Raw genomic sequence first — 24,154 nt, 5'->3', positions numbered from 1 at the left:
TTTTCGGTTATCTAGATCGGTGAATTGACGTCAATCAACCGTTTCAACCCCTCTGGTTCATCGACTCACCATTTGATTCGTACGCCGGGTGTCGCGCAGTGTTTGGCCTCACAAATGCACTTCCACGCAAAGCGGCAGGTGATCGCTCAGGTGTGTCCAGGGTTTGCTGCCCAGGATTTGCGGGGCATGGCTGGTGGCGTTGCGCAGGTAAATGCGGTCCAGACGCAGCAGGGGGAAACGCGCCGGGTAGGTCCTCGCCGGACGACCGTGGTGGTGCTCGAAGGCTTCGTGCAGGTATTGGCGACGAGCGAGGGCGGTATTGCCGCGCAACTGCCAATCGTTGAAATCACCGGCGATGATCACCGGGGCGTCTTCGGGCAACGAATCCAGCAATTGGCAGAGCAATTTGAGCTGCAACTGGCGATGGCTTTCCAGAAGGCTCAGGTGCACGCAGATTCCGTGGACCTCGGCATGACCGGGTACGTCCAGCACGCAATGCAGCAGTCCGCGCCGCTCGGGACCGGTAATGGAAACGTCGAGGTTTCGAAACTCACGGATCGGGTATTTGGACAGCAAGGCATTGCCATGATGGCCATCGGGATACACCGCGTTACGACCGTAGGCAAAATCGCTCCACATGCTGTCGGCGAGGAACTCGTACTGGGACATTGGCGGCCAGTTCTCGTAGCGCGAAGCGTGGCGGTCGTGTTCGCCCAGCACTTCCTGCAGGAACACCAGGTCGGCACCGGTGCTGCGTACCGCTTCACGCAGCTCGGGCAGTATGAAACGACGGTTGAGGGCGGTAAAACCCTTGTGGGTATTGACCGTCAGAACCCGTAGCCGATGGACCGCCGCGGGCGTGTCCAAAGGCGTTGATTCGGCGGCTTGCCGGTTGGGATCGCCAGTCACGTTCACTCCTGAATCAGACGTACCTGTTCATGCGACTTATGGTGGCTGCCGCAGTTCCGGATTTTTCCCCGTTGCCAGGTCAATCACGTCACCCGCTGAGCCACCGTTATCGCGAGCAGGCTCGCTCCCACAGGGTAGGGGGCATCGCTTTTGTGACATGCCTCACACTGGATTGGCGGTGGTCAGATGAACACTATTTCATAGGGCAAACCCATGCGATCAAGAATGACCCGTGGCACCAACGGTGCGATGCCGCTGGCGGGCTCACCGTTGAGTTGGCTGGCGTAGGCGTGCATGGCGTGCCGTTTGCGGGCGGTGGTCCAGATATCCAGGCGCAGCTTGCGGGCCCGGTGCCAAGGGATCTTGTTTTGCTCACGGACCGGCCAGTGCCAGGCCCACACCGGCAGCTCAATGAACACCGCCTCAATGCTTTCGGCGGCCAGGGCCCCGGCGCGGCCAACGGCATCATGGTCGCTGTCACCATCCTTGCGCCAGGTACTGAACACAACGTCGCCCGGCTTCAAGTACCGAGCGATGAAAGCGCTCAGTTGAGCCTCATGGTCGGCGAGGGTTTTTTCCGGAAAACCACCGCGCACCCACTGCATGCCACGGGCCGGTACCCCAAGGCGATGCAGGGCGTCCACGCTTTCCTGGGGATGGGGGCGGTAGGCATGCTGGCGCTCATCGGTCCACAGCGGTGAGCCGGGATGGCTGATGCTGCCGTCGGTGACCGAGATCAGCAAGATGGGATGACCCAGATTGCTCAGCAACTGGAGCAGACCGCCACAGGCACCGACCTCATCACCCGGATGCGGAGCAAGGATGACGGCGCGTGCGCCAGCGGGAATGAGGGTCTGGGTACTGATGATGGGAATGTCGGCCAGCTGGGGGGCGCTGTTCCATATTTGCGGATGCTGTCGACCTGGCAAGCGAGAAGCGAGTTTCATGAGAGACGTCCCTGTTTGTATTCAATCTTTCAGCCATGCACCGGGCCGATTGCCCGGTGGTGCCCACCAGGGCCTGACTGCGAGCGGCGATGTTCCGATCCTGGAATCTACCGCTCGCCAAGTATTGATCATGTTGGGCGATTCGTCGCGCCCCATGTTGTTGCGAATGCTGTTTTTCTGCGCGGGGACTAAGCGGGTGAACAAACCGCGTCCCTGCGGTTGTGTTTTTTCACCCGTTTATCGAAGGTTTATTCCTCCTCCTCACGTTGCAACTCGAACAACAACAGCGAGCGGCCGGTGACGGAGTATTCGTAGTCAAAATCGAAACGCTCCTGGCCACGCACCTTCGGCTGGTTAGTGTCGACCATGCATGTCCAGAAACTGCCTTCGGGCACTTCCGGCAGGCGGAAGTTGACGATGTCGTGATGGGCATTGACCACCAGAAGCAGGGTCGCGTTGCCACCCTTGCGACGAATACCGGTTTCCTGGGCGCGCCCGTCCATCAGCATGCCCAGGCACCGACCGTGGCCGTCGTGCCATTGCTCGGTGGTCATCTCGCTGCCATCGGGGGCCAGCCAGGTGACATCCTTGACGCCCAGGTCTTCGTTGTAATTGCCCACCAGGAACCGCCCGCGCCGCAGGATCGGGTAGGTCAGGCGCAGTTTGATCAGACGCTTGACGAACTTGAGCAGCGCCTCGCCATCCTCACTGAGGTCCCAATTGACCCAGCCGATCTCGCTGTCCTGGCAATAGGCGTTGTTGTTGCCGTGCTGGGTCCGAGCGAACTCATCGCCAGCGACGATCATCGGCGTGCCCTGGGCCAGCAGCAAGGTCGCAAAGAAGTTGCGCATCTGTCGCTGACGCAGTTCATTGATCTCAGGATCGTCTGTCGGGCCTTCGACGCCATGGTTCCAGGACAGGTTGTTGTTGCTGCCGTCCTGATTGTTTTCGTCGTTGGCTTCATTGTGTTTGTCGTTGTACGACACCAAGTCGTGCAGGGTAAAACCGTCGTGGGCGGTTACGAAGTTCACCGAGGCGTATGGGCGACGACCGCGCTGGTTGAACATCTCGCCGGAGGCGGTCATGCGGCTGGCAAAGTCGGCGAGTTGGCCGTCGTCGCCTTTCCAGAATGCGCGCACCGTGTCGCGGAATTTGTCGTTCCACTCCACCCAGCCTGGCGGGAACCCACCCACCTGATAACCACCAGGGCCGCAATCCCACGGCTCGGCGATCATTTTCACCTGGCGCAACACTGGGTCCTGGCGACAGGCGACGAGGAAACTGTGGCGCTCGTCGAAGCCATCGTGGTATCGACCCAAAATAGTCGCCAGGTCGAAACGGAAGCCGTCGACGTGCATCTCCGTGGCCCAGTAGCGCAGGGAGTCGGTGACCATCTGCAACACGCACGGGTGACTCAGGTCCAGGGTGTTGCCGGTGCCGGAATCGTTGATGTAGTAGCGTTTGTCATCCGGCATCAGCCGGTAGTACGAGGCATTGTCGATGCCGCGCATGGACAGGGTAGGGCCTTGCTCGTTGCCTTCAGCGGTGTGGTTGTAGACCACGTCGAGGATGACTTCCAGGTTGGCCTCGTGCAGGTGCGCAACCATCTCCTTGAATTCGGCGATTTTGCCGCTGGCCAGGTAACGCGGGTCCGGGGCGAAGAAGGCAATGCTGTTGTAGCCCCAGTAGTTGGTCATGCCCTTGTGCAGCAGGTGCTGGTCATTGACGAACGCGTGGACGGGCAGCAGCTCCACCGATGAAACACCCAGCTTGCGGATGTGTTCGAGCACATCGTCCACCATCAATCCGGCGAAGGTGCCTCGCAGGTTTTCCGGAACCGAGGGGTGACGCATGCTGATGCCGCGAACATGGGTTTCATACAGGATGGTCTTGTCCCACGGCACACTGACACGCTGGTCGTTGCCCCAGGTATGGGCCGGGTCGATGACTTTGCATTTGGGTACGAAGGGCGCGCTGTCGCGTTCATCGAAACTCAGGTCGCCGTCCGGGTGGCCGATGGTGTAGCCAAACAGTGCCTCGGACCACTTCAGCTGGCCGACCAGTTGCTTGGCGTAGGGGTCGATCAGCAGTTTGTTGGGGTTGAAGCGGTGGCCATTCTCCGGGTCGTAAGCGCCATAGACCCGGTAGCCATAGATCATCCCCGGATGGGCGTCAGGCAGATAGCCGTGGTAAATCTCGTCGGTGTACTCCGGCAGCTCGATACGCTCGAGCTCGACTTCGCCGGTATCATCGAAAATGCACAGTTCAACCTTGGTGGCGTTCGCTGAGAACAGCGCGAAATTGACCCCCAGGCCATCCCACGTCGCACCCAGCGGGAAAGGCAGCCCTTCACGAATCCGCGAAGCCTCGATAACGGGCGGCGGCGTAGTGTTTTTTGGATGGGTCATAGTTGCTCCTGCAAAAGACAGACAGATACGGCAATGCTGTTCACTTAAAATCTATTCGTTTCACTGTGGCGAGGCAGCTTGCTCCCGCTGTGCCGCCTAGCGGCACCATTGATCGACACCGCGCATCCAGGCGTCGGCCTGGTGTGGCGTCAGCACGCGCCCTTGGCAGAACGGGGGCGCATGCCCTTGAGGCGGATGTCAGGTATGGATCAGTTAGCCGGCGGCTTGCGCGGCGCTCGTGGCTTTTTCTCCACAGGTTTTTCCGCCGCGGTGCTGACAGCGGCAGGTTTGGCTGCAGGCTTGGCCTTGGGCGTAGTGCTTTTCGTGGCAGGCTTGGCTGCGGTGCTCTTGGTCGCGGCAGGCTTGCTCGCCGCTGGTTTACCGGCGGCCTTGGCGGGTTTGCTCGGTGCCAGGGCTTCGGCCTCGGCAAGTTTGCGAGCCATCTCCCAGTGGCGTTTTTCCTGCCCGGCAGGCTTACCCTCGGATTCCCAGATCTGATAGGCGAATTCACGAATGCGTTTATCGTCGGTACTCATCGCAGTGCTCCTGACTGAACTCAAGATTGGATAAAGACATTGACCGGGAAATCCCCCAGCGCGTCGCTGACCATCAGCTCCCTTTGGGGTGTGACTGCCGCGCTGGAAAAAAGTCCCTTCAGCTTTTCATCCCCACGGGCAAACGGTAGTGATACGCGGGTGTCGCCCCAGTCCGATGCAGCCACCAGCGGCACGGCACCGTTTTCCAGCAGGCGAGCGGCATGGATCGGTACCACTATGATTGCCCGTTGTTGCTCATGCTCACGCATAAAGGCCAGGACCCGTTTGGCCTGCGCGCCAACCACTTGCAATGGCTGATAGCGGCCTTGCTGGAACAGTTGCAAGTGTTCGGTGCGTACGGCCAGTGTCCTGGCGATCAACGCTTGCTTGACCCTGCCATCGCGCCAGGTGCTTACCAGTTGCGCTGGGGTGCCTGGTGTTTGCATTGCCTCGCGGCGCGCCAGGAAATCCACCGGGCGGCGGTTGTCCGGATCCACCAGGCTGAAATCCCAGAACTCATTACCCTGGTACAGGTCCGGTACACCAGGGACAGTCATGCGCAGCAAGGTTTGCGCCAAACTGTTGAGGGCGCCCGCCGGGGCGATGACCTGGACCGCTTCGGCGAGGGCGTTGCGCAGAGGCAGCCCCTCATCACCGAGCAACAGCCGCTCCAGGAACAGTTGGGTCGCCTGCTCATAAGCGTCGTTGACGGCCGACCAACTGCTTTGCAACTTGGCTTCGCGCAAAGCCTTGCGTTGCCATTGCCACATGCGCTCGTTGTAGTCGGCCAGTGCCGTGTGGTCGTGCACATCCAGGTCTAGCGGCCAACTTCCCAGTAGCGCCTGGTACAGAATCAATTCATCACCGGCTGAAGGAGCGGCGGGGTCGCTGTGGAGCGATGGCGCAAGAATGCGCCACTGGTCCACGCACGCCATGTACCAATCAGCTCGTTCGCTGATGACCGCCAGCCGCGCCCTGGTGTCTTCGCCGCGCTTATGGTCATGGGTGGCGGTGGTCATCAGGTTGTCAGGGAAATGCTCCAGCCGTTCGAGGCAGGCGTCATGAAACGCTTGCGGCGGGGCGCTGAACCGTTCGGTGTTGTAGCCCACGTCATTGCGCGACAACAGCACTGCCGAACGATAAAGCGCCGTGTCTTCCACGGCCTTGGCGGCGGCTGGCGAGGTCAGTTGCTGGAAGCGCACGCAAGCATGGCGCAGCCGTTTGCGCTGACCGCCCCGAGGGCGATCCCGCCAGGGCATGCCGCCGAGCCAGTCGGCCAGGTAGTCGAGCACCGGCCAGTCGGCTTCGCTGAGGGTCTGTCGGGCGCCTTCCAGGGCCTGACGGAAAAACACATCGTCTTCGTTGGAGCGGCCGAGCGGGTTGATGTAGGTGCGGTACACCGGGAAGTGCACGATCAGTTCCTGCAACGCGCGGCGAATGGCGCCGAGGGTCAGGTCACGGGTCATCACGTCGTCCCGCGCGACTTGCAACAGGGCCTGGGCGACGCTTTCGAAGTCTCCGGCCAGGGAACCATTGAGAATCTGTTGACGGGCCAGACGGGCTTCTTCGATGAAGTGCGCCGGTCGCTCGCTGTGGCGACTCCAGAACTCGGCAAGGGGTTCGGCACCGGCCGGGTCATGCTGCAGCAACGAGATCTGGTTCATGAACTCGTAACCGGTACTGCCGTCGATGTTCCAGTCCCGACGCAGGCTCTCGCCATCGCCGAGGATTTTCTCAATGAAAATGGGCAGGTGCCGCGAGGGCGAAAGCGAATCAAGACGCCTGCGCAATTTGCGGCAGTAGCCGCGAGGATCGGCAAGACCGTCGATGTGGTCGATCCGCAAGCCGTCCACCAATCCTTCGGATATCAATTCGAAAATTTTGGCGTGGGTGGCTTCGAACACCGCAGGGCGCTCGACCCGCAGGCCACCCAGCTCATTGACGTCGAAAAAGCGCCGCCAGTTGATGTCGTCCGCCGCCGTGCGCCAACTGGCGAGCCGGTAGCTCTGGCGCTCCAGCAACTGATGCAAACGCTCGAACCCCTCGGGTTGCTGGGAGTCGTAGGCGAGCAAATTATCTTCGATCGCGGCCTGAATGCCCGGCTGGCTGGCCAGCTCTTGCAATTGCTGCTGCAGCGGTCGGGCCAGGGTATGGGCGTCGGTCTGGTAGTTCAGCGTGGTAAAACGCTCGGCCAACGCCTTGAGGGATTCGGCCTGTTCGGATGGCAGCGTTTCGGCAGGTTTGAGTAATTCGCCGTACTGCATGGGGCAGATAGGGAAGTGATGCTCGTAATGCTCGGCCAGGAAGCTGCCTTGTGTGGCATCGAAGCGTAACTTCAGGGTGCCTTCCTGCAAGGCCACTCCGTAGTCGCTGCCTAAAAACGGCAGCAACAGTTGGCCCTCCATCAAGGGGTCGGGAGAATGCCACTGGATATCGAAAAACTCGCCGAAGGGGCTCAAACGTCCCCATTCCAGCAGGTCCTGCCACCAGGGATTGTCATTGCCGCCGACGGCCATGTGGTTGGACACGACATCGAGGATCAACCCCATTCGGTGCTCACGCAGGCTGGCGACCAGGCGTCGAAGCGCCGCTTCGCCGCCCAGTTCCGGGTTCACCTGGGTCGGATCGACCACATCGTAGCCATGCATGGAGCCGGCGCGGGCTTTGAGCAGTGGCGAGGCGTAAATATGGCTGATGCCCAACGATGCGAAGTACGGCACCTGGGGGATGGCATCGTCCAAGGTGAAGCCTTTATGAAATTGCAGGCGAAGGGTCGCCCGCAATGGTTGGATCAACGTCTGATTCATCGGTCACGCTCGTTCGCCTGAAGCCTTGCGCAGGCGAGGATTTCCAGACGCCGGGCGGCGCCCGGGTCATCCAGCAGCACCTGGCTGTCACACGCCAGGCGACGCCGCCAGTTGGGGTGGGTATCGGTAGTGCCAGGCAGGTTGGCCTGCTCGTCGATGCCCAGGGCGTCTTCGAGGGGCAGCAACACCAGCGGCGCACGGGTATGGCCGAGAAAACGCACACTGGCGTCGAGTATCTCGTCGGTATCCTGGTGTTCTTCACGAAAGTTCTGCGGGTCCTGATTCAACACATTGCTCAGGCCTTCACGTTCACGCTCGCGGTGTCTGCGCCAGTCCATCTCGGTGTGGGAATCGATCAGGTCCAGCCGGGCATTCCAGTCGATATCGTGGCCGTGCCACCAGCCATTGAGGGTCGGCAAGTCATGGGTACTGGTCGTGGCCAGGGCATTGTCCGGCCAGTCGAGGATGGGTTTGAAGTGGGTGTTGTCCTGTTCGAACAACAGCACGCGCATGCCGAGGATCGACCGGGCGCTGAGCTTCTCGCGAAGGCCCTCGGGCACGGTGCCGAGGTCTTCGCCCAGGACGATGGCTTGATGGCGATGGGATTCAAGGGCCAGCAGACGCAGCAGGTCGTCCACCGGATAATAAAGGTAGGCGCCATCGCTGGGCGGGGCGTCGTTGGGGATCACCCACAGGCGCTGCAAGCCCATCACATGATCGATGCGCAAGCCGCCGGCGTGGGCGAAGTTGGCCCGTAGCATCTCAATGAACGCGCGAAAACCATTGCGTACCAACCCCTCTGGCGAGAATGCCGAGATGCCCCAGCCTTGGCCGGAGCGGTTGAGGATGTCCGGCGGTGCGCCCACGGTCAACGAGGCGAGCAGTTCATCCTGCCGACTCCAGGCCTGGCTGCCTCCACCATCGGCGCCTACTGCCAGGTCAGCGATCAGGCCAATGCCCATGCCGCTGGATTTAGCCGCGCTCTGGACGCGCTCCAGGCACCGGGTAATCAGCCACTGGCAAAACGCGTAGAAGCCGATTTCGTCGGCGTTCTCCTCGGCAAAATGCGCCAGCGTCGAACTACGCGGGTTGCGCCATTCTTCGGGCCAATGGCGCCAGTCCAGGCTCTCTCCCCGAGCCGCACGTTCGGCCTGCAGGGCTTCGAAGCGGCAATGATTCTCCAGGGGTTCGCCGCTGGTGTGGCGGAAACTGCTGAAATCCTCATGCAATGGATGCTCGCCCTGGCTGAAGCCGTCGTACAGGGCGCGCAGGACTTTCTGCTTGGCCTGGGCCGCCACGGGCCAATCCACCAGCGGTTGTTCTTCCAGATTGCGCAGTTGGTTGGTCAAACCGGTGGCGTCAATGGCCGCGCGCAGCGCGCGTTCGCCGAGAACGGTGCCCGGCGCGGCATAGAGACTGTTGAGGAAGAGCCGGCTGGACGGTGAATAGGGGCTGTAACGGCCGGTGTCGCTGCTGAACATCGCGTGCATCGGGCTGATCGCCAGGGCGTCGGCACCGCGCTCGCCGGCGACCCGTACCAACTCCTCCAGGGCCTGGGTGTCACCGAAACCTCCGTCGCCGGGGCGGCGCAGCGCATATAACTGCGCGCTCAGGCCCCAGGCGCGGGGCGTCGGATTATCCACCGCATCGGCCACGCTATAGCAATGTGCTGGCGCGACCGCCAGGGTGAAATGCTGGTCCTGGATGCTGACGTGCTGGTAACCCACCGGGACCATCCCCGGCAACCTGGCGTCGGCGTCGAGTTTCAGGTTCAGTGTGGCACCATCCTCGAGCTGGATTTCGCAGGGCGTGGCGGCTTCGAAGTAGCGGCTCAGATCCACGCTGGCGCCGACATCGGCGGTGATCAGCGGTGGCAATTGATGATTCTGTTGGTCCTGTTGCAATTGCAGCAGGCTGGCGTCGATTTCCTGGGCGGTCCCGGCTGGATGGCCCAGACCGATGAGGACTGAACGCAAGACGGCGGGCGAGACTTTCTGCGCCCGGCCGTTGGCGTCGATCCAGTCCACCGCCAGGCCCGCTCGGCCGGCGAGAATTTCCAGTTGCGCATCGCTCATAGGCGCTCTCCAGTGATGTTGGGCAAGTTTGCCGCGTGCGTCAGACTGACCAGCGCGCTGTAGGGCGCCAGGGCCCCTTGCTGCAACAGACCCATGGCGTGCTGCGGATGTTCGAAAAGAATCTCGGCCTCTTCTTGAGCGGTATGCTTGACCGGCTGATCGCTGAGGTTCAGGTCAATGCGCAACACGCTGCCGTCGCCCATGCGCCAGCGTGCGCTGACTGCGCCATGGCCCAGCACTTCGGCGTCCAAGGCCTGGGCTCCGGGCAAGCGCGGGACGATCACTTCACGGCGGATTTTCAGCAGTTGTCGATAGAGTGTTTCACTGGCTAGTTGCTCAGCGTGCTGCGCCTCCAGCTCAGGCCTCGACACCTCGAAGGTATCAGCCGCGTTAGGATCCGGGATGCGCTCACGCTTTTCGGGATCGGCAAAGGCACTGAACGCCTTGAACTCGTTGCGCCGACCCTCACGAACCAGCTCCGCCAGCTCGCCGTGATGGCTGGTGAAAAACAGGAAGGGTTGCCGGGCGGCTACTTCATCGCCCATGAACAGAAGCGGAATCATCGGCGACAACAGCAACAAGACCGTCGCCGCTTGCACGGCCTGAGGCGGGGCCAGTTGGTGCAGGCGTTCACCCAGTGCCCGGTTGCCAATCTGATCGTGGTTCTGCAGAAACAGCACGAAGGCGCTGGGGGGCAGGTGACCGCTGGGTTCGCCCCGGGGCTCGCCGTGGCGGTTGATATGGCCCTGGAAGACAAAGCCCTGGCTGAGGCAGCGTGCCAATTGTTCCGTCGGCTCTTGGGCATAGTCAGCATAATAGGCGTCGGTTTCGCCGGTCAGCAGCACGTGCAGGGCGTTGTGCCCGTCATCGTTCCACTGGGCGTCATAGCCGTGCTCCAGCAGGCTGGCCTGGTTGTGTTCGTTTTCCACGGTCAACCAGACATGCCGAACCGGATCTACCTGTTCGCGCACCCTGGCGGCCAGTTCCTGGAGAAAATCCGGATCTTCGATCGCATGCACGGCGTCCAGGCGCAGTCCGTCGAAACGGTATTCCAGCAGCCACATCAGCGCATTGTCGATAAAGAAGTCCCGCACCTCGCGGCGCCGGAAGTCAATTGCCGCGCCCCAGGGGGTGTGCTTGTCTTCGCGGAAAAAACCTTTTGCGTAACGGTGCAGATAATTGCCGTCGGGGCCGAAATGGTTGTAGACCACGTCCACAATCACCGCCAGCCCGTGGCCGTGGGCGCTGTCGATCAAGTGCTTGAGCTGTTCCGGCGTGCCGTAGGAGGCCTGGGGAGCGTAGGGCAGGACGCCGTCGTAGCCCCAGTTACGGTCACCGGGAAACTGCGACAGCGGCATCAGTTCGATGGCGGTTACCCCTAATCCAGCCAGGCGCGCCAGGTGCTGTTCGACGCCTTGGAAACCACCGAGGGCGCCGACGTGCAACTCATAGATCACAGCTTCATGCCAGGGGCGCCCGGACCATTGGGTATGGCGCCATCGGTAAGCATGAGGGTCGACCACCACGCTGTGGCGGTCAATGTCACCGGCCTGGGCGCGGGACGCCGGGTCGGGAACCTCCAGTTCGCCGTCGATGTTGTAGCGATAACGAGTGCCGGCGGGGCAGCGGGTCTGGATCATGAACCAGCCATCGGCCTGGGGCAGTAGCGGTATTGAATCTCCAGTGTCGAGTTCGACACTCACAAAAAAAGCATCCGGGGCCCAGAGGGCGAAGCGGGTGTGCTCGGCATCGAGCATGACCGCGCCATGGGTCCAGGTTTCAGGCGTCCTTGACGGCATTGTTACCTCATTGTCTGGCCGATTTACCCAGTGACTTGGCCACTAGCTGTTCATAGAGTTCGGCGTAGGGTTCCACGGCCTTGCACCAGTTGAATGGCGCTGACATGGCCCGGCAGCGCATCGCGTTGAGCAGGTCAGGGAACTCGAAGACCTTGAAGGCCCGGCTCAATGCCTGTTTGTAACTTTCGGCGGTGGACTCATCGAACAGGAAGCCGGTGATGCCGTCTTCGATGGTGTCCGCCAGCCCGCCGGTATTGCGTGCCACCGGCAGCGAGCCGAAGCGCTGGGCGTACATTTGGCTCAAGCCGCAGGGCTCGTAGCGTGAAGGCATCAGCAGAAAGTCGCTGCCGGCGAACATCCGCCGCGCGTCGGTTTCGTTGAAGCCGATGCGTACACCGATGCGTCCGGGAAAACGCAGCGCCAGTTCACGCATGGCTTGCTCTTCCTCCGGTTCGCCGCGACCGATGATCGCGATCTGGCCCCCGGATTCGACGATGAACTCGGCGACGGCTTCGGTCAGGTCCAGGCCTTTCTGGTACACCAGGCGCGAAACCACGGCGAACAGCGGGCCGCTGGAGTCGTCGAGACCGAACAGATCGCGTACATGAGCCGCGTTCACGGCTTTGCCTTCCCAGTCACCCATGGCGAACTGGCGGAACAAGTGCGTATCGGTGGCCGCGTCCCAACTCTCGTCGATGCCATTGGGAATGCCGCTGAGCAGGCCTTGTTGTGTTTTAGCCGCAAGAAAACCGTCGAGCCCGCAACCGAATGCCGGGGTAGTGATTTCCTGGGCGTAGGTGGCGCTAACCGTGGTGATATGGCTGGAGTAGGCCATGCCGGCCTTGAGAAACGACAACTTGCCGTAGAACTCCATGCCTTCCTGTTGCAGCGCGTGCTCCGGGATACCCAGCTCCGGGCAGGAGGCCAGGCTCACTACGCCTTGGTATGCCAGGTTGTGAATGGTGAACAGGGTAGGCGTGCGTTGCCCACGCCAGTGCATGTAGGCCGGCGCCAGACCGGCCGGCCAGTCATGGGCGTGGACCAGATCGGGGCACCAGTGGATTTGGGCGAGGTTGGCGGCGATATCCGCCGCGGCCAGGCCCAGTCGGGCGAAGCGAATGTGGTTGTCGGGCCAGTCGCGACCGTTGTTGGCCCCGTAGGGTGAGCCTTCACGGGCAAAGAGCTCCGGACAGATCAGTACGTAGATCACCAGGCCGTCGGCCATGTCCATGCGCCCGATCTTGCAGGGCGGCAGCGCGGCGTGGCCGCCCAGTTCACCGATGATGTGGATCGGGTTGCCGCTGTTCATCACCTGCGGGTAACCGGGGATCAGCACCCGCACGTCATGCAGGCCGGCCATGGCCCGGGGCAGGGCGGAAGAAACATCGCCCAGGCCGCCGGTTTTGACCAGGTCGGCAATTTCCGAGGTTACGAACAATACCTTCTTGCGATTGGGATTCTGCCTGACGACCGGGAGCAGTGCCTTGCCACCGGTGGCCAGCACCGGTGCCGTCGGCGAGTCAGTCGCCAGCGGAAGTTGAGAACGGACTTGCTGTGGTTCCAAGGCAGCACTGATCATAACTTTCTCCCATTTTCTCGATCTGTTTCCGGCAAGCGCCAGAGCTGTTGTTTCATTGGCCGAATCCTGCGGCCAGGCGCACAAGCGCTACGCAAGGTAAGCAAAGCGCTGCCCAATGCGGTTAAGCGAATCAGGTGAAGGGGCTGCTTCAAGGACTTGCAAGGACTGCACCAGCCGTTGTTGCCCTACCTCTAACCTGACCCGTCGCCGTTGCGAAAAGTTTCCACTTTTTTTCGTCTGGACGACCGGTCGGTTTTCTCCCCGGTTTGGCAGTCTAGGTCAGAACCTAGAGCGGTGCGGCGCGCTTCGTCGAATTGTCCGACAATCAGCTTTGTTGGCGGCAATGTCTTACACGACAAAGGGGGATACGCACCGACGAAGTGCAGTTTCTGGAAACGTAATGGGTGTATGGGGAATGGGGGTGTTTCATCGGCGTGCGCGATGCAATGGCGCGATGCACCATCAGGGGGCGGGTGAAATAGAGGCATTTTAGTGGCCATTGTTGGCCCGGAAATACGCTGTTTCTGTGGGAGCAGGCTTGCTCCCACTTAAAACGTGTTCAGTCGCCAGTGGGGGTCAACAGGCGGATCGGTTTGCCGGCCGCCCAGGCTTGCAGGTCTTCGATCATCAAGGAATAGAACTTCTGATAATTGTTCCGGGTGACGTAACCCACGTGCGGTGTGGCCAGTAGATTTTCCAGGGATCGGAACGGGTGGTCGGATGGCAGGGGTTCCTCGGCGAAGACGTCCAGGGCGGCACCGGCCAGGCGTTTGTCGCGCAGGGCGTCGATCAGGGCGGCTTCATCGACGATTGGACCGCGTGCGGTATTGACCAATAGCGCCTGGGGTTTCATCCAGCCCAGCGCCTGGGCGTCCACCAAACCGCGGGAGCGCTCGCTGAGTACCAGATGCACCGAGAGAATGTCAGCCTGTTCGAACAGTTGCTGTTTACTCACGTAGGTCACACCCACCTCTGCGGCCCGTTCAGCGGTGAGGTTCTGGCTCCAGGCGATCACCCGCATGCCGAAGACCTGGCCGAACTGAGCTACCCGTGTGCCGATGCTGCCCAGGCCGAGGATCGCCAGGGTCTTGCCATGCAGGTCGCCGCCCAAGCCTTGTTGCCATAGCCCGGCGCGCAAGGCATTGGCCTCCTGCACCAGGTTGCGGGTCAGGGCCATGATCAGCGCCCAGGTCAGCTCGGGGGCTGCGTGCTTGTAGCTTTCGGTGCCGCATACCTGGATACCCAGTTCGGCGGCTGCCTTGAGGTCCAGGGCGGCATTGCGCATGCCGCCAGTGAGCAACAGCTTGAGGTTGGGCAGGCGGCGCAGCAGGCCTTCGTCGAATGGCGTGCGTTCACGCATCACGCAGATCACTTCGAAGCGGTGCAGGCGCGCGGCGAGGGTGTCGCGCTCGGCAGGGTACTCATGAATAAATGTCACCTGGCCGATGCTATCGAGCACCGACCAGTCCACCACGTCCCGCGCTACGTCCTGCCAATCATCGATGACTGCTATTTGCACCGCCATGGAACACCTCGTCAGGGAATGGGTTTGTTCAGCCAGCCCAGCAAGGCCTGGTGGAACCGGTCCGGCTCTTCCATCTGTGGGGCATGCCCCAAATGGGCGAACTCCACCAGGGTCGACTGGGGAATCAATTGAGCCACCTGCTTGCCCAGCACTTCATACCGGCCCAGTTTGGCTTTCACGGCCGGCGGCGCGATGTCGCTGCCGATGGCGGTGGTGTCGGAGGTGCCGATCAGCAGCAGCGTCGGTACTTTCAGGTCCTTGAATTCGTAGTAGACCGGCTGGGTGAAGATCATGTCGTAGATCAGCGCCGAATTCCACGCGACTTGCGTGTGCCCCGGCCCCTTGTTCAGCCCGGCCAGCATGTCCACCCAGCGTTCGAACTCCGGTTTCCAGCGGCCACCGTAGTAGGTCGTGCGCTCGTAGTTGCGGATACCGTCGGCACTGAGTTTCAGTTCGCGCTCGTACCACTGGTCCACGGTACGGTAGGGCACGCCGAGGGCTTTCCAGTCCTCCAGGCCGATGGGGTTGACCATCGCCAGCCGCTCGACCTGATCGGGAAACTGCAAGGCATAACGGGTGGCGAGCATGCCACCGGTGGAGTGGCCGAGCACAATGCTTTTCTGCACCCCGAGGGCCTTGAGCAGGGCCTGTGTGTTGGTTGCCAGTTGGTGGAAGCTGTACTGGTAATGAGCGGGCTTGCTGGACGTACAGAAACCGATCTGATCCGGGGCGATGACCCGGTAACCGGCCTCGCTGAGGGTCTTGATCGAGTCGCCCCAGGTGGCGGCGCAAAAATTCTTGCCGTGCATCAGCACCACGGTGCGGCCATTGACCTCGCCCTGGGCCGGCACGTCCATGTAGCCCATTTGCAACGATTGGCCCTGGGACTGAAGGGGGAAGTGCTTGAGTGTGTAGGGGTATTCGAAGCCTTGGAGTTCCGGGCCATAGGCCGGGCCTTCAGGCGGGTTTTCGGCCTGGGCGAACAGCGGCAGGGCGGCCGTCAGAAACAGGCTGGGTAACCAGCGAGCAGTGGAACGCGACATGGGCAATCTCCTTTGGGCATCCGGCCGATCCTGGCGTGGCCCGATTATGGCGACATTAACCACAGGCAACCCAAAGTCGCGAACGTTCAACCCATCCAGCCCAGGGTCGCGAGGGCGAGTGCGCCATAACGCAACCCTTTGGCCAGGGTCACGATCAACACAAAGCGCCGCCACGGCTCGCCCATCACGCCCGCCACCAAGGTCAGTGGATCGCCGATGATGGGCATCCAACTGAGCAGCAGCGACCAACGCCCATAACGCTGATAATGCACGCGGGCCTTGTCCAGATGGGCCGGACTGACCGGAAACCAGCGCCGATCCTTGAACTGCTCCAGGCGTGTGCCCAGCCACCAGTTCACCAGCGAGCCCAGTACGTTGCCCAGGGTGGCGACTCCCAGCAACAGCCAGGTTTCATAGCGTTCGCTGAGCAACAGCCCAACCAACAGCGCTTCGGATTGCAGCGGTAACAAGGTGGCGGCACCGAATGCCGCCAGGAACAAGCCGATGTAAGCCTCGCCCATCAATGGGCCGGGTAATCCGCCACCACGGTTTGAGTCCCGTCGTTTTTCAGGCCGATCACCTGATACGCATCACTCATGCCGTCCGTTTCCATACCGGGCGAACCCATGGGCATGCCAGGCGCGGCCACACCCAGCAGGTCGTCCCGTTTGCTCAACGCCAGGACCTGGTCGGCCGGGACATGCCCCTCAACGAATTTGCCATTGATCTGGGCGGTGTGGCAGGAGCGCAGGTTGGGCGCAACACCCAGGCGTTGTTTGACTGAACTCATGTCGGTTTCAACATGGTCGTTGACCTTGAAGCCGTTTTCTTGCAGATGTGAAATCCATTTTTTACAGCAACCGCAATTGGCATCGCGGTGTACCTCAATGGTGATCGGTTCGGCGGCCTGGGCCAGGGTGGTGACAAAAAACGCGCTCAGGGCGAGCAGGTGCAGGGGATTGGCCATGGGGACAGTCTCGTGTCGAACAGTTTGGGAGGAGGATAACAGAGTAGCGAGCGTGAGCTGACAGTGGGCTGAGGGGCGGATTACAGAGTTGTCAGGTTGGAAGCGGTACTGATTCGAAGTTCGGCGCAAATTCACCCGCCACCGCAGAACCCTGCGGGAGCGAGCCTGCTCGCGATCGCGGTGGTTCAGCTTGGCCAGTGTCGACCTTGCCGCCGTCATTGCGAGCAGGTTCGCTCCCACAGGGTCATGCGCAAACAGCCTGGGGCGCTTTAGCGCCAACTCATCTTCAAGCCGCCGAACCTGCCTGGGCGCTCCTCCAGATGTGCCCTTGGGCTTGCACTTGTTCGTGGAGCCGTTGCATCGGCTCTGAATGCAAGGTGAGCGGGCGATCCAGGGCGCCACGGTGAAACAGCGCCTGCCAGCCGGGGTCGCCTTCGGCAGGCATGATCCCGGTGAAGATGAATCCGGCGTCCATCAATCGTTGGTAATCGTCGGCGAATTGCTGACGCAGTCCGAGTCGCACTGAAAGTGACCAATGGGCCGGCAAGCGCAGCAGTTGCCCGGCCAGGCGAAGGCCTATGTACCCGGCCACAATGTCGATTCTTCCGGGCAGCTGTCGGATTTGAAAAGGCTGTACCGAAGGCAAGGGCGCCTCGAGCGAGGTACCAAACAGCGATGCCAAGGGTTGCGTCAGCCATTGGCATGCCGCGGGCCATTTGAGGTGCGGCAGCGGGCGGCGATGGCCGCTGACCACCTGGCTGCCGACCACGATGGTTTCGGCGTGGACCGTGGCGAAAGGTGAGGGCACATGGTCAGGCAGCAGCCCGGTGTCATGGAACCCCAGGCGTTGTGCCAGACGCTGGCTGTAGCAATGGCTGGTGACTTGCTTGATTGACAGCCTGGCAAGTCCGAGGTCCTGGCAGCTGTCGAGTAATTGCTGCCCCAGGCGCGTCGCAATCTGGCCGCCCTGCACCGCGGGGTCCACCGCGATCAGGGCCAGTTCCGCGTCTTCACCATCGGCCGTCTGCCGACACAATGCGGCATGACCGACCACGCGCTCATCCTCCACGGCGACCATGGAGTGCCAACGGTTCAGCAGGTTGTGCAGGCCAATCATGTGTGGCAGGTAGACGTCTGGTGAGACGTAGTGATCGCCGTAAACCCGGCGGAACAATTCGCTGGTTCCGACGCCATCCGTGGGCCTGAACGCTCGGATGACCACGCTGCTCATCCGGCGTGCCTCGCTGTCAACGGAGCATAGGTGCGGCGGTCGATGATCGACAGGTGCTTGCCAGAGCGTGGATGGCGTTCCAACGCTTGCAGGCCGCAGGCCTGGACGTGCAGGTCGAGTTGGTCGATACCCGGATACTGTTTGGTCAAGGCAGCTTTCAATGTGTTGGAGAGTGACTGGCAAGCCTGGGTTTGCCCGCCAGGCACCCATTTGAGCAACACGCGGTCGTTGTTCTGTGCGTGCTCGATGATCAATTGCCACTGAAGGTCACCGCCAATGCTGCGGATGATGTCGCTGATTTCCTGCGAAAACAGTGAGAAAACGCCTACCCGCACTCGCTGGCTTTTCGCGCTGCGGCCCTGAAGCGCGAACTTGCGTCGCGGGGTGCCAACCGGCTCGCGCCAGCACGCTCGGTCGCCCACTGGATACCGCACGATGGGCATCAGGGTTCGGGTGAGGTTGGTCACCACCAGATTGCCGGGCCGATCGCACGCCTGGATGACCTCACCGCTCAGTTCATCGATGATCTCCACCCGTATCTGTTCGCCGAATACGCGGTGCTCGCCCAGGTTGCAGTCCGGTGCGCTGGCGCCCACCAGCCCGGCGTCGACGCTGGCATAGCCGATGGAGGCGAAGCGTGCCTGTGGGAAGGCGCGCTGCAACGCAGGCAACTGGCTGTCGAACAGATTTTCTCCGCCGAACAGCACGGTGGTGATGCCGGGCAGCGTTCGCCCCTGTTGATCCAAATGGTCGGCAAACGCCAGCAGGTGCGCAGGCACGCCGGCCAGCACATTGATGCGGTGGCCGGTCACCGCCTCGGTCAGCACGTCGAGATCCACCGCCCCGGTGAACGGGAATTCGGTGATGGCTACATCGACTTTGCCAAGGGCGCCATGAATGAACAGGAAACTGGCGTACAGGTCTCCGGAAAAGAACAGGTTGGCGATTCGATCACCAGCCCTCAGTTGTGCTGCCAGGCTCTGACCGAAGCATTCGAGCATCCGCTGCCATTCAGCGTGGGTGTACACAGACAGCTTTCCCTGACTGGTCGTGCCACCGGTTTTGTAGATCAGTGCGTCTTCGACTTTGCCGGTCAGTACGTCCCAATGGTCCAGGTCATGACTGCCGGCCCAATAGTCGGCGACGTCGACAATGGGGAAATCCTCCAGAGCGCAATTCTGCGCGGGTAAATGCCGTAAAGACTTGCGGTAGAACGTTGAATGCGTACGAATATGGGCGAGCCATTGTTCGAATGGTAAAGAGGTGCTCATCAGGGTTCTCTCGGACTCTAACGTCCGCTTATTCAATTACACGGGAAAACAATCAAGCGGTGATTCTGCGATCAATCACCAGCGGTACTTTGCCGCTGTGTTTGTTATGTTCGAAACTTGTCGCCGGACAGGATTGCACGTCCAGTACGAGCATTTCGGACTCCACCAGCGTGGACAGCAGTTCGAGGCCCATGACCTGGCTCCGGACCGTTTGTGCATCGCCATCGGCGCGAATCAACAGGCGTTCGCAGCCGCTGCTGTGGTAATCGAGTACGATCTGAATGGCCGTTTGTGCCTGCTCAGCCAGCTCGTGGGTATTGATCAGGTACGTCACGATGCGTATCAGGGCGCCGTGGCGCTGGCGCAACTCGAACCGGGGTGACTCCAGGCCACACGGGCAGGGAGCGGTGAGCCAGCGCCCGCAATCACCAACTTCGTAGCGGTGAAGGGGCTGCGCTTGGCGTCTGCGCGAAGTGAACAGCAGCCGTCCGGTTTCCCCCGACGCGACCGGAGCGTCCAGTTCCAGCTGGACGATCTCCAGGTGTTGAATGTCCTCCATGAGGTGGAATACACCCTCGCCGCTGGCAGTGCAGGCATGGCCAAGGGGACCCGCGTCGACGCTGCCATAGATGGCTGAGCGAATACTTGTCACGCCGCAGTCCTCAAGCAACTGACGGCAGCCTGGCCCCAGGTGCTCGCCGCCCAGCATGACTTTGCGCACGCCGCCGTAGCCTTGAAGGGTTTCTCGCTGGCTGGAAAACAGGCGCTGCAAGGTACTTGGCATGCCCACCAGGGTATTGACCTTGTGAGCGACGATCATCCGTGCGATCTCTTCAAAGTCCGCATCTGACGTCGCACCCATGGGGTAATGCACGGCGTTCATGTGCTCCAGTATTTTCGAGAAGCTGAAGAAGCCACCGTAGAGGTTGCCGCCATAAAACAGATTCATCACCCGATCCTTCGCCGGATCCAGACCGGCCGCGCGCAGTCCATCGGCGGCGGCCCGCATGTGGCGATCAAAATCGCGGTAGCTGTAGGGCGACAGCACCGGTGCGCCGCTGCTACCACCTGAGCGGAAGAACAACTGGGCCTCGGGTGCGGCAGGCAGCGCCAGGAATGCCGCTTTGTCCATGATCGGCGTCGAGGGTGAAATGGGTGTCGTGGTCGGCGGGGCGTCCAGTGTCACACGATGACTGGCGACCTCTGGTTCAAGACCGACCGATACCCGACGACTCAATCGTTGCAGCGCGTAGACGCCGTCGTGAGGCTCGCCCTCGTAGCCTTGCTGGATGTCTGCGGTTGCCGAGATGCGGGTCACGCCGGCGGCCAAGACGCGACGTGCCAGTTCAGGCGCCCGTTGCGGTTCACAGATCAGCGCGCAGCTCTGCAACACGTTTCGCCAGGGCAGCAGGGTTTCGGTGATCAGCCCGTGGGGCACCGGTCGTAACAAAAGCGTGCGAAACAGTGGCGATGGCAACAGGTCGCGGTGATGCTCCCAAATAATGCGCCAGCCGTGGCCTTCCCAAATCTGGCCGGTTTGTCCTGCAAAGCTGTGGTCGAGTCGGGCAAGTGCCGTGCGGGTGGTGATCTCGCACGCTTCGGCTGCACTGGTTTCCAACGCTGGCCATTGTCCGGCGCGTCGTTCAAATGCGTCAGCCAGGGCCTCACCCAGTGCCAGCATCTGAGCCGGCTCGTCGCTGTCCACCAACAGCCACTGGGGACTGGAACAGGCTTGCTGATCGAGGCGGCAGACCTCATCCACCAGACTGTCCAGCGCCTGCTCGTTGACGGCTTGCGGCGTGACATAGGCGAAGCTGATGCGATGTCCCCAATCGATCCAGCGGCAGCCGCTTGGAAGCTGGTCACGCATGGCCTTGAGTGCTGTCTCGCCACCCCAGGCGCTGACGCCCTGGGCCAGCGCGAAGAGACGCCGGCACTCGTGGTAGGGCACTGGCAGCACCGCAACGTAATCGCGCAACTGGCCGCTTGGGTCGCAATCGAGGAACGTCGCCAGCACCCGCGCCGTCAGGTCTGCATCGCGCGTGCTGGGTCGCAGCCAGTTGACGTTGCCCGCCAGCAGGCTTTCCAGTGCCGCGAAGAACCCCAGCAGCGGAGCATTGCCGGGGGTGACATGCACCACCAGCCCCAGGGGTTGCCAGCTTTCGAAAGGGCCATCGCTATAGTCGATTCGGCGCAGCGAGCGCGCGTCCGCCCCCAGCTCCCGTTCGAGTTTGCGGCTCAAATGCTTGCGTTCGCAGAAGGCGATCAGTGCCTGGCGCTGGTCGTCGTCCAGGAACGGAGTTTGTTCTGGGGCCCGCAGCATCTGTGCGAACGCCTGCGCACAATCGAGCACGCTATCACTGGGGGGCGGTGCGTCCAGAAGAGCAGGCAGTTGCGTCTGCAGGCGTTCAAGGGCTGTATCGAGGGGCAGATCAGCGTGCAGTTGGCCATTGATGAGATACATATCAATTCTCCTTGATCAATTCGGAAGCGGCCATGGCGCAGCTTCGGCTGGCACTGGTGCCGGCCCGGCCGTGCAGCTCGAACCATTGGGTGTTCAGGCCGCACTCACAATTGGCCGGATGCAGGGTCGCCAGGTCGCTCATCACCACGGCATGGGCGGGACTGGAAGAGATGTAAGGCGAGACGAACGACAACAATCCCGCCTCGCCGAAGGGCTGGACGCTGAAGTTCGAGGGGTGACGTATGAAAGCTTTCGAATAGACCGGCACATGAAACCTGTGATGCGCACATTCGATGTACGGCACGGCGTGCTCGACGGCACCGTAACCGTCGCGGCAGCAGTGCGCCTCAATGCCCAGTTGCCGGGTGATGTGTTCATAGACCTCGTGGCGGGGGATCTCCTGGGCGGCCTGTTTTTTCCAGCCGCCTCCCAGAAATACCAGGGAGTCGGGGGCAAGTTTGAGGTTCGGCGTCGCGGTTTCACGCATGCGCTCAAGCGCATGACACAGCAGCGCCGGGAAGCCAAAGATCCGCACCGGCAGGCCCTCTTCGGCGAACTCCTGAAGGGTCCGGATCGCGCCAAAGACATCGAACTCATGACCTTTTCCGGTGCGCCGCAGCGCATGAAAAATCCGATTGGCCGGTGCGAAGCTGCGCAAGAACTGGTCCGTATGAGCGGTGCCGACGTGATTGACCTTCTCCGGTTCGTGACTGAACAACAGGTAGTTGCAGGGCGAATCCGGCGTGAACCAGCCGTAATGTTCAAAGATACGCGCCACCATGCCCTGGGCCGCGGCCATGCTGCGCTCGTCGTAGCGCATGCGGCTTTTCTGGCCGCTGGTGCCGGAGGATGTCAGCTCTAGCGCGTTCTCGCCGGTGGGGCTGAGCAACAAGCGCTGTTTGAAGTAATTGGCGTAGATGGGCGGCAAGCGCGACCAGTCAGTCAAATGCTCCAGATCCTCTACCGCCAGGCCGTTGGCGTTGAGCCAGTGTTCGTAGCCGGGGGTGTGGTGGCAATGGAACAGGCTGATCTGGGCCATGGCCCGATCAAACAGACCAGCAGGTACCGAATCGGGATCGTAAGGCTGCGCCAATGCACACAGCGCATCGGCGTGGGGAAAATGAATCATGGGTAACGTTCCTCAGGGAGGGGATTTTCAGACGTGAGCGGCCGGTTGCGACAGGAACAGACGCAGCGCCACAAGGCAGCTGAGCCCGGCAATGCCGACCATCAAGGCAAAGGCGTTCAGGCTTGTTCCGGCGCCCAGCAGCGCGAGCAGTGAGCCGGCGGTGCTCATCACTGCGATGGAAATCATCCCGACCATGGCCGAGACCAGCCCTTTGCTGTCGTCGCTGGCGAACAGCGCCAATCGATACAAGGCCGCGTTGCCCATGCCCAGCCCCAGGGCGTAGAGCGCCAGGCCGCTGACCAGCGCGGGTACGCCAAGGTTGAACGGGCTGGCGATCACCAGTGCGATGAGGCCGGTAGACAAGGGCCACAGGCTGTAGCGCAATACCCCGCGCACGCCCACCCGCTCTACCAGGTGATTGAGCAGGAGATTGCCAAGGATCACGCCCGAGAACACCGGGATTTGCCACAGGCCATACACCAGGGGCGACAGGCCCTGGTCCTGGATCAGCAGCAGGGGGGACAGACCGATCCAGGCAATCAGCGGCAGGCTCATCAACCCCAGCGCCACGCACGCGGCCATGAAGCCGGAGTGACCCAGCAGCGCGCCATAGCGCCTGATGAGTGTGCGCACCTCGAACGGCTCCAGGGCCGGTTGCCGGGGGCAGGAGTGCGCCAGACCGGGGCTTCGGGGCATGAATGTCCATAAGGCCAGCCAGCTCACTGCCCCCAGGCCTGCCAGCAACATGAACAGCTCGCGCCAGGACAGCCATTGCAGCAGCAAGCCACCCAGCAGCGGCCCCAGCAAGGGCGAGAGGAGGGCGAGATTGCCCAGCAACGCCATGACCTTCACAGCGTCCGACTCGTTGAATACTTCCTGTATGGCCGGGTAGCTGACCGCGATCACGAAACCCAGCCCCATACCCTGGATCAAACGAAGCCCGTTGAATCCCTGCATGTGGGTGACCAGGGTGATCGCCGCGCAAGCTAGGACAAAACCGGCACAACCGGCGAGCATGAATGCACGACGCCCATAGCGATCGGATAACGGACCGATCAGCCACGGCAGCAGAACACCGCCCAATAGATACAGATTGAAGGCGTAGGGGATTTTATCCGCGGGCGCATCCAGTTCCCGGGTCACCGCGAGCATGGCCGGCATGACCAGGTCGCTGGCCAGATAAGTCAATAGTTCGAAAAGAGCGATAGCCAGGCAAAAACCTGTCAATCGTATTGGCGAAAGAGTTGCCAGCAAGGTTTGCATGATTTCCAACGTCGATTTTCGGTAAGGAGGTAAGCGCCTCTTATTCGAGAATACGTTGGGGGAATTCAGGGCCGAAAGAAGTCTTCCCCTTTGTTTGTGGCAGAAATATGAGTTAATTCTGTAAGACAAAAGTCCGCCAGGGGCGGACTTCTGTGGTGATGCAGGTAATTAATCTGATGGGCTTCGGTTGCGTGAGTACGC

17 protein-coding genes are annotated in these 24,154 nt (G+C 61.5%); all 17 read right to left on the bottom strand.

All coding sequences use genetic code 11. The features are described from left to right. Positions 1-108: 108 nt before the first annotated feature. The 17 genes from T3A99_RS05505 to T3A99_RS05425 all read right to left on the bottom strand — a co-directional run bounded on the left by T3A99_RS05505 (position 109) and on the right by T3A99_RS05425 (position 23,953). On the bottom strand, positions 109-909 hold the full coding sequence (locus T3A99_RS05505; protein WP_047226579.1) for an endonuclease/exonuclease/phosphatase family protein: 801 nt from the start codon (positions 907-909) through the stop codon (positions 109-111). A gap of 182 nt (positions 910-1,091) precedes the next feature. Next, positions 1,092-1,856, bottom strand: coding sequence for a PIG-L deacetylase family protein (locus T3A99_RS05500; RefSeq protein WP_047226578.1), 765 nt, complete (start codon positions 1,854-1,856; stop codon positions 1,092-1,094). A gap of 248 nt (positions 1,857-2,104) precedes the next feature. Beyond that, on the bottom strand, positions 2,105-4,264 hold the full coding sequence (gene glgX / locus T3A99_RS05495; protein WP_092397872.1) for a glycogen debranching protein GlgX: 2,160 nt from the start codon (positions 4,262-4,264) through the stop codon (positions 2,105-2,107). Between the two features lie 209 nt (positions 4,265-4,473). After that, the gene (locus tag T3A99_RS05490) at positions 4,474-4,800 is read right to left on the bottom strand and encodes a DUF2934 domain-containing protein (RefSeq protein ID WP_107322529.1); all 327 of its coding nucleotides are present in this window, start codon (positions 4,798-4,800) and stop codon (positions 4,474-4,476) included. A 20-nt stretch (positions 4,801-4,820) separates the two neighbouring features. Further along, complete coding sequence (locus T3A99_RS05485) at positions 4,821-7,607, bottom strand: malto-oligosyltrehalose synthase (protein WP_322834028.1); 2,787 nt, start codon at positions 7,605-7,607, stop codon at positions 4,821-4,823. Then, positions 7,604-9,682 (bottom strand): 4-alpha-glucanotransferase, encoded by a 2,079-nt coding sequence (malQ, locus tag T3A99_RS05480; protein ID WP_139050374.1) that lies wholly within the window; start codon positions 9,680-9,682, stop codon positions 7,604-7,606. The genes T3A99_RS05485 and malQ overlap by 4 nt, the downstream gene beginning before the upstream one ends. Beyond that, positions 9,679-11,481 (bottom strand): malto-oligosyltrehalose trehalohydrolase, encoded by a 1,803-nt coding sequence (treZ, locus tag T3A99_RS05475; RefSeq protein ID WP_047226573.1) that lies wholly within the window; start codon positions 11,479-11,481, stop codon positions 9,679-9,681. Before treZ ends, malQ begins: the two co-directional genes overlap by 4 nt. Before the next feature lie 7 nt (positions 11,482-11,488). Beyond that, a complete protein-coding gene (glgA, locus tag T3A99_RS05470; protein WP_047226572.1) occupies positions 11,489-13,060 on the bottom strand; it encodes a glycogen synthase GlgA in 1,572 nt (523 codons plus the stop codon). Between the two features lie 559 nt (positions 13,061-13,619). After that, positions 13,620-14,585 carry a D-2-hydroxyacid dehydrogenase family protein gene (locus tag T3A99_RS05465; RefSeq protein WP_107322524.1) on the bottom strand — a complete coding sequence of 322 codons (966 nt, stop codon included), beginning with the start codon at positions 14,583-14,585 and terminating at the stop codon, positions 13,620-13,622. A gap of 11 nt (positions 14,586-14,596) precedes the next feature. Next, a complete protein-coding gene (locus T3A99_RS05460) occupies positions 14,597-15,628 on the bottom strand; it encodes an alpha/beta fold hydrolase (protein WP_281459269.1) in 1,032 nt (343 codons plus the stop codon). A gap of 86 nt (positions 15,629-15,714) precedes the next feature. Next, positions 15,715-16,149: a YqaA family protein gene (locus T3A99_RS05455; protein WP_047226569.1), complete on the bottom strand. Its 435-nt coding sequence runs from the start codon at positions 16,147-16,149 to the stop codon at positions 15,715-15,717. Next, positions 16,149-16,595 (bottom strand): DUF411 domain-containing protein, encoded by a 447-nt coding sequence (locus T3A99_RS05450; RefSeq protein ID WP_047226568.1) that lies wholly within the window; start codon positions 16,593-16,595, stop codon positions 16,149-16,151. The genes T3A99_RS05455 and T3A99_RS05450 overlap by 1 nt, the downstream gene beginning before the upstream one ends. 286 nt (positions 16,596-16,881) lie before the next feature. After that, positions 16,882-17,826 (bottom strand): GNAT family N-acetyltransferase, encoded by a 945-nt coding sequence (locus tag T3A99_RS05445; RefSeq protein ID WP_160892630.1) that lies wholly within the window; start codon positions 17,824-17,826, stop codon positions 16,882-16,884. Then, complete coding sequence (locus tag T3A99_RS05440; RefSeq protein WP_305468350.1) at positions 17,823-19,097, bottom strand: phenylacetate--CoA ligase family protein; 1,275 nt, start codon at positions 19,095-19,097, stop codon at positions 17,823-17,825. The genes T3A99_RS05445 and T3A99_RS05440 overlap by 4 nt, the downstream gene beginning before the upstream one ends. Before the next feature lie 52 nt (positions 19,098-19,149). Then, positions 19,150-21,561, bottom strand: a complete 2,412-nt coding sequence (locus T3A99_RS05435) for an acyl-CoA reductase (protein WP_316913154.1) — start codon at positions 21,559-21,561, stop codon at positions 19,150-19,152. A gap of 1 nt (position 21,562) precedes the next feature. Then, complete coding sequence (locus tag T3A99_RS05430; protein ID WP_322834027.1) at positions 21,563-22,690, bottom strand: acyl-protein synthase; 1,128 nt, start codon at positions 22,688-22,690, stop codon at positions 21,563-21,565. Between the two features lie 27 nt (positions 22,691-22,717). Beyond that, positions 22,718-23,953 carry an MFS transporter gene (locus T3A99_RS05425; protein ID WP_322834026.1) on the bottom strand — a complete coding sequence of 412 codons (1,236 nt, stop codon included), beginning with the start codon at positions 23,951-23,953 and terminating at the stop codon, positions 22,718-22,720. Between the last annotated feature and the right edge of the window lie 201 nt (positions 23,954-24,154).

Origin of the sequence: Pseudomonas sp. N-137 (assembly GCF_034555295.1) — a bacterium.
GTDB lineage: Bacteria > Pseudomonadota > Gammaproteobacteria > Pseudomonadales > Pseudomonadaceae > Aquipseudomonas > Aquipseudomonas rhizophila.
The sequence above is the reverse complement of the archived record's forward strand: the minus strand, read 5'-3'. Positions and strand labels throughout refer to the sequence as shown.

Coding starts and splice junctions, on each gene's coding strand:
- T3A99_RS05500 (WP_047226578.1), bottom strand. CDS start 1,856: ATGAAACTCGCTTCTCGCTTGCCAGGTCGACAGCATCCGCAAATATGG.
- glgX (WP_092397872.1), bottom strand. CDS start 4,264: ATGACCCATCCAAAAAACACTACGCCGCCGCCCGTTATCGAGGCTTCG.
- T3A99_RS05490 (WP_107322529.1), bottom strand. CDS start 4,800: ATGAGTACCGACGATAAACGCATTCGTGAATTCGCCTATCAGATCTGG.
- T3A99_RS05485 (WP_322834028.1), bottom strand. CDS start 7,607: ATGAATCAGACGTTGATCCAACCATTGCGGGCGACCCTTCGCCTGCAA.
- malQ (WP_139050374.1), bottom strand. CDS start 9,682: ATGAGCGATGCGCAACTGGAAATTCTCGCCGGCCGAGCGGGCCTGGCG.
- treZ (WP_047226573.1), bottom strand. CDS start 11,481: ATGCCGTCAAGGACGCCTGAAACCTGGACCCATGGCGCGGTCATGCTC.
- glgA (WP_047226572.1), bottom strand. CDS start 13,060: ATGATCAGTGCTGCCTTGGAACCACAGCAAGTCCGTTCTCAACTTCCG.
- T3A99_RS05465 (WP_107322524.1), bottom strand. CDS start 14,585: ATGGCGGTGCAAATAGCAGTCATCGATGATTGGCAGGACGTAGCGCGG.
- T3A99_RS05460 (WP_281459269.1), bottom strand. CDS start 15,628: ATGTCGCGTTCCACTGCTCGCTGGTTACCCAGCCTGTTTCTGACGGCC.
- T3A99_RS05455 (WP_047226569.1), bottom strand. CDS start 16,149: ATGGGCGAGGCTTACATCGGCTTGTTCCTGGCGGCATTCGGTGCCGCC.
- T3A99_RS05450 (WP_047226568.1), bottom strand. CDS start 16,595: ATGGCCAATCCCCTGCACCTGCTCGCCCTGAGCGCGTTTTTTGTCACC.
- T3A99_RS05445 (WP_160892630.1), bottom strand. CDS start 17,826: ATGAGCAGCGTGGTCATCCGAGCGTTCAGGCCCACGGATGGCGTCGGA.
- T3A99_RS05440 (WP_305468350.1), bottom strand. CDS start 19,097: ATGAGCACCTCTTTACCATTCGAACAATGGCTCGCCCATATTCGTACG.
- T3A99_RS05435 (WP_316913154.1), bottom strand. CDS start 21,561: ATGTATCTCATCAATGGCCAACTGCACGCTGATCTGCCCCTCGATACA.
- T3A99_RS05430 (WP_322834027.1), bottom strand. CDS start 22,690: ATGATTCATTTTCCCCACGCCGATGCGCTGTGTGCATTGGCGCAGCCT.
- T3A99_RS05425 (WP_322834026.1), bottom strand. CDS start 23,953: ATGCAAACCTTGCTGGCAACTCTTTCGCCAATACGATTGACAGGTTTT.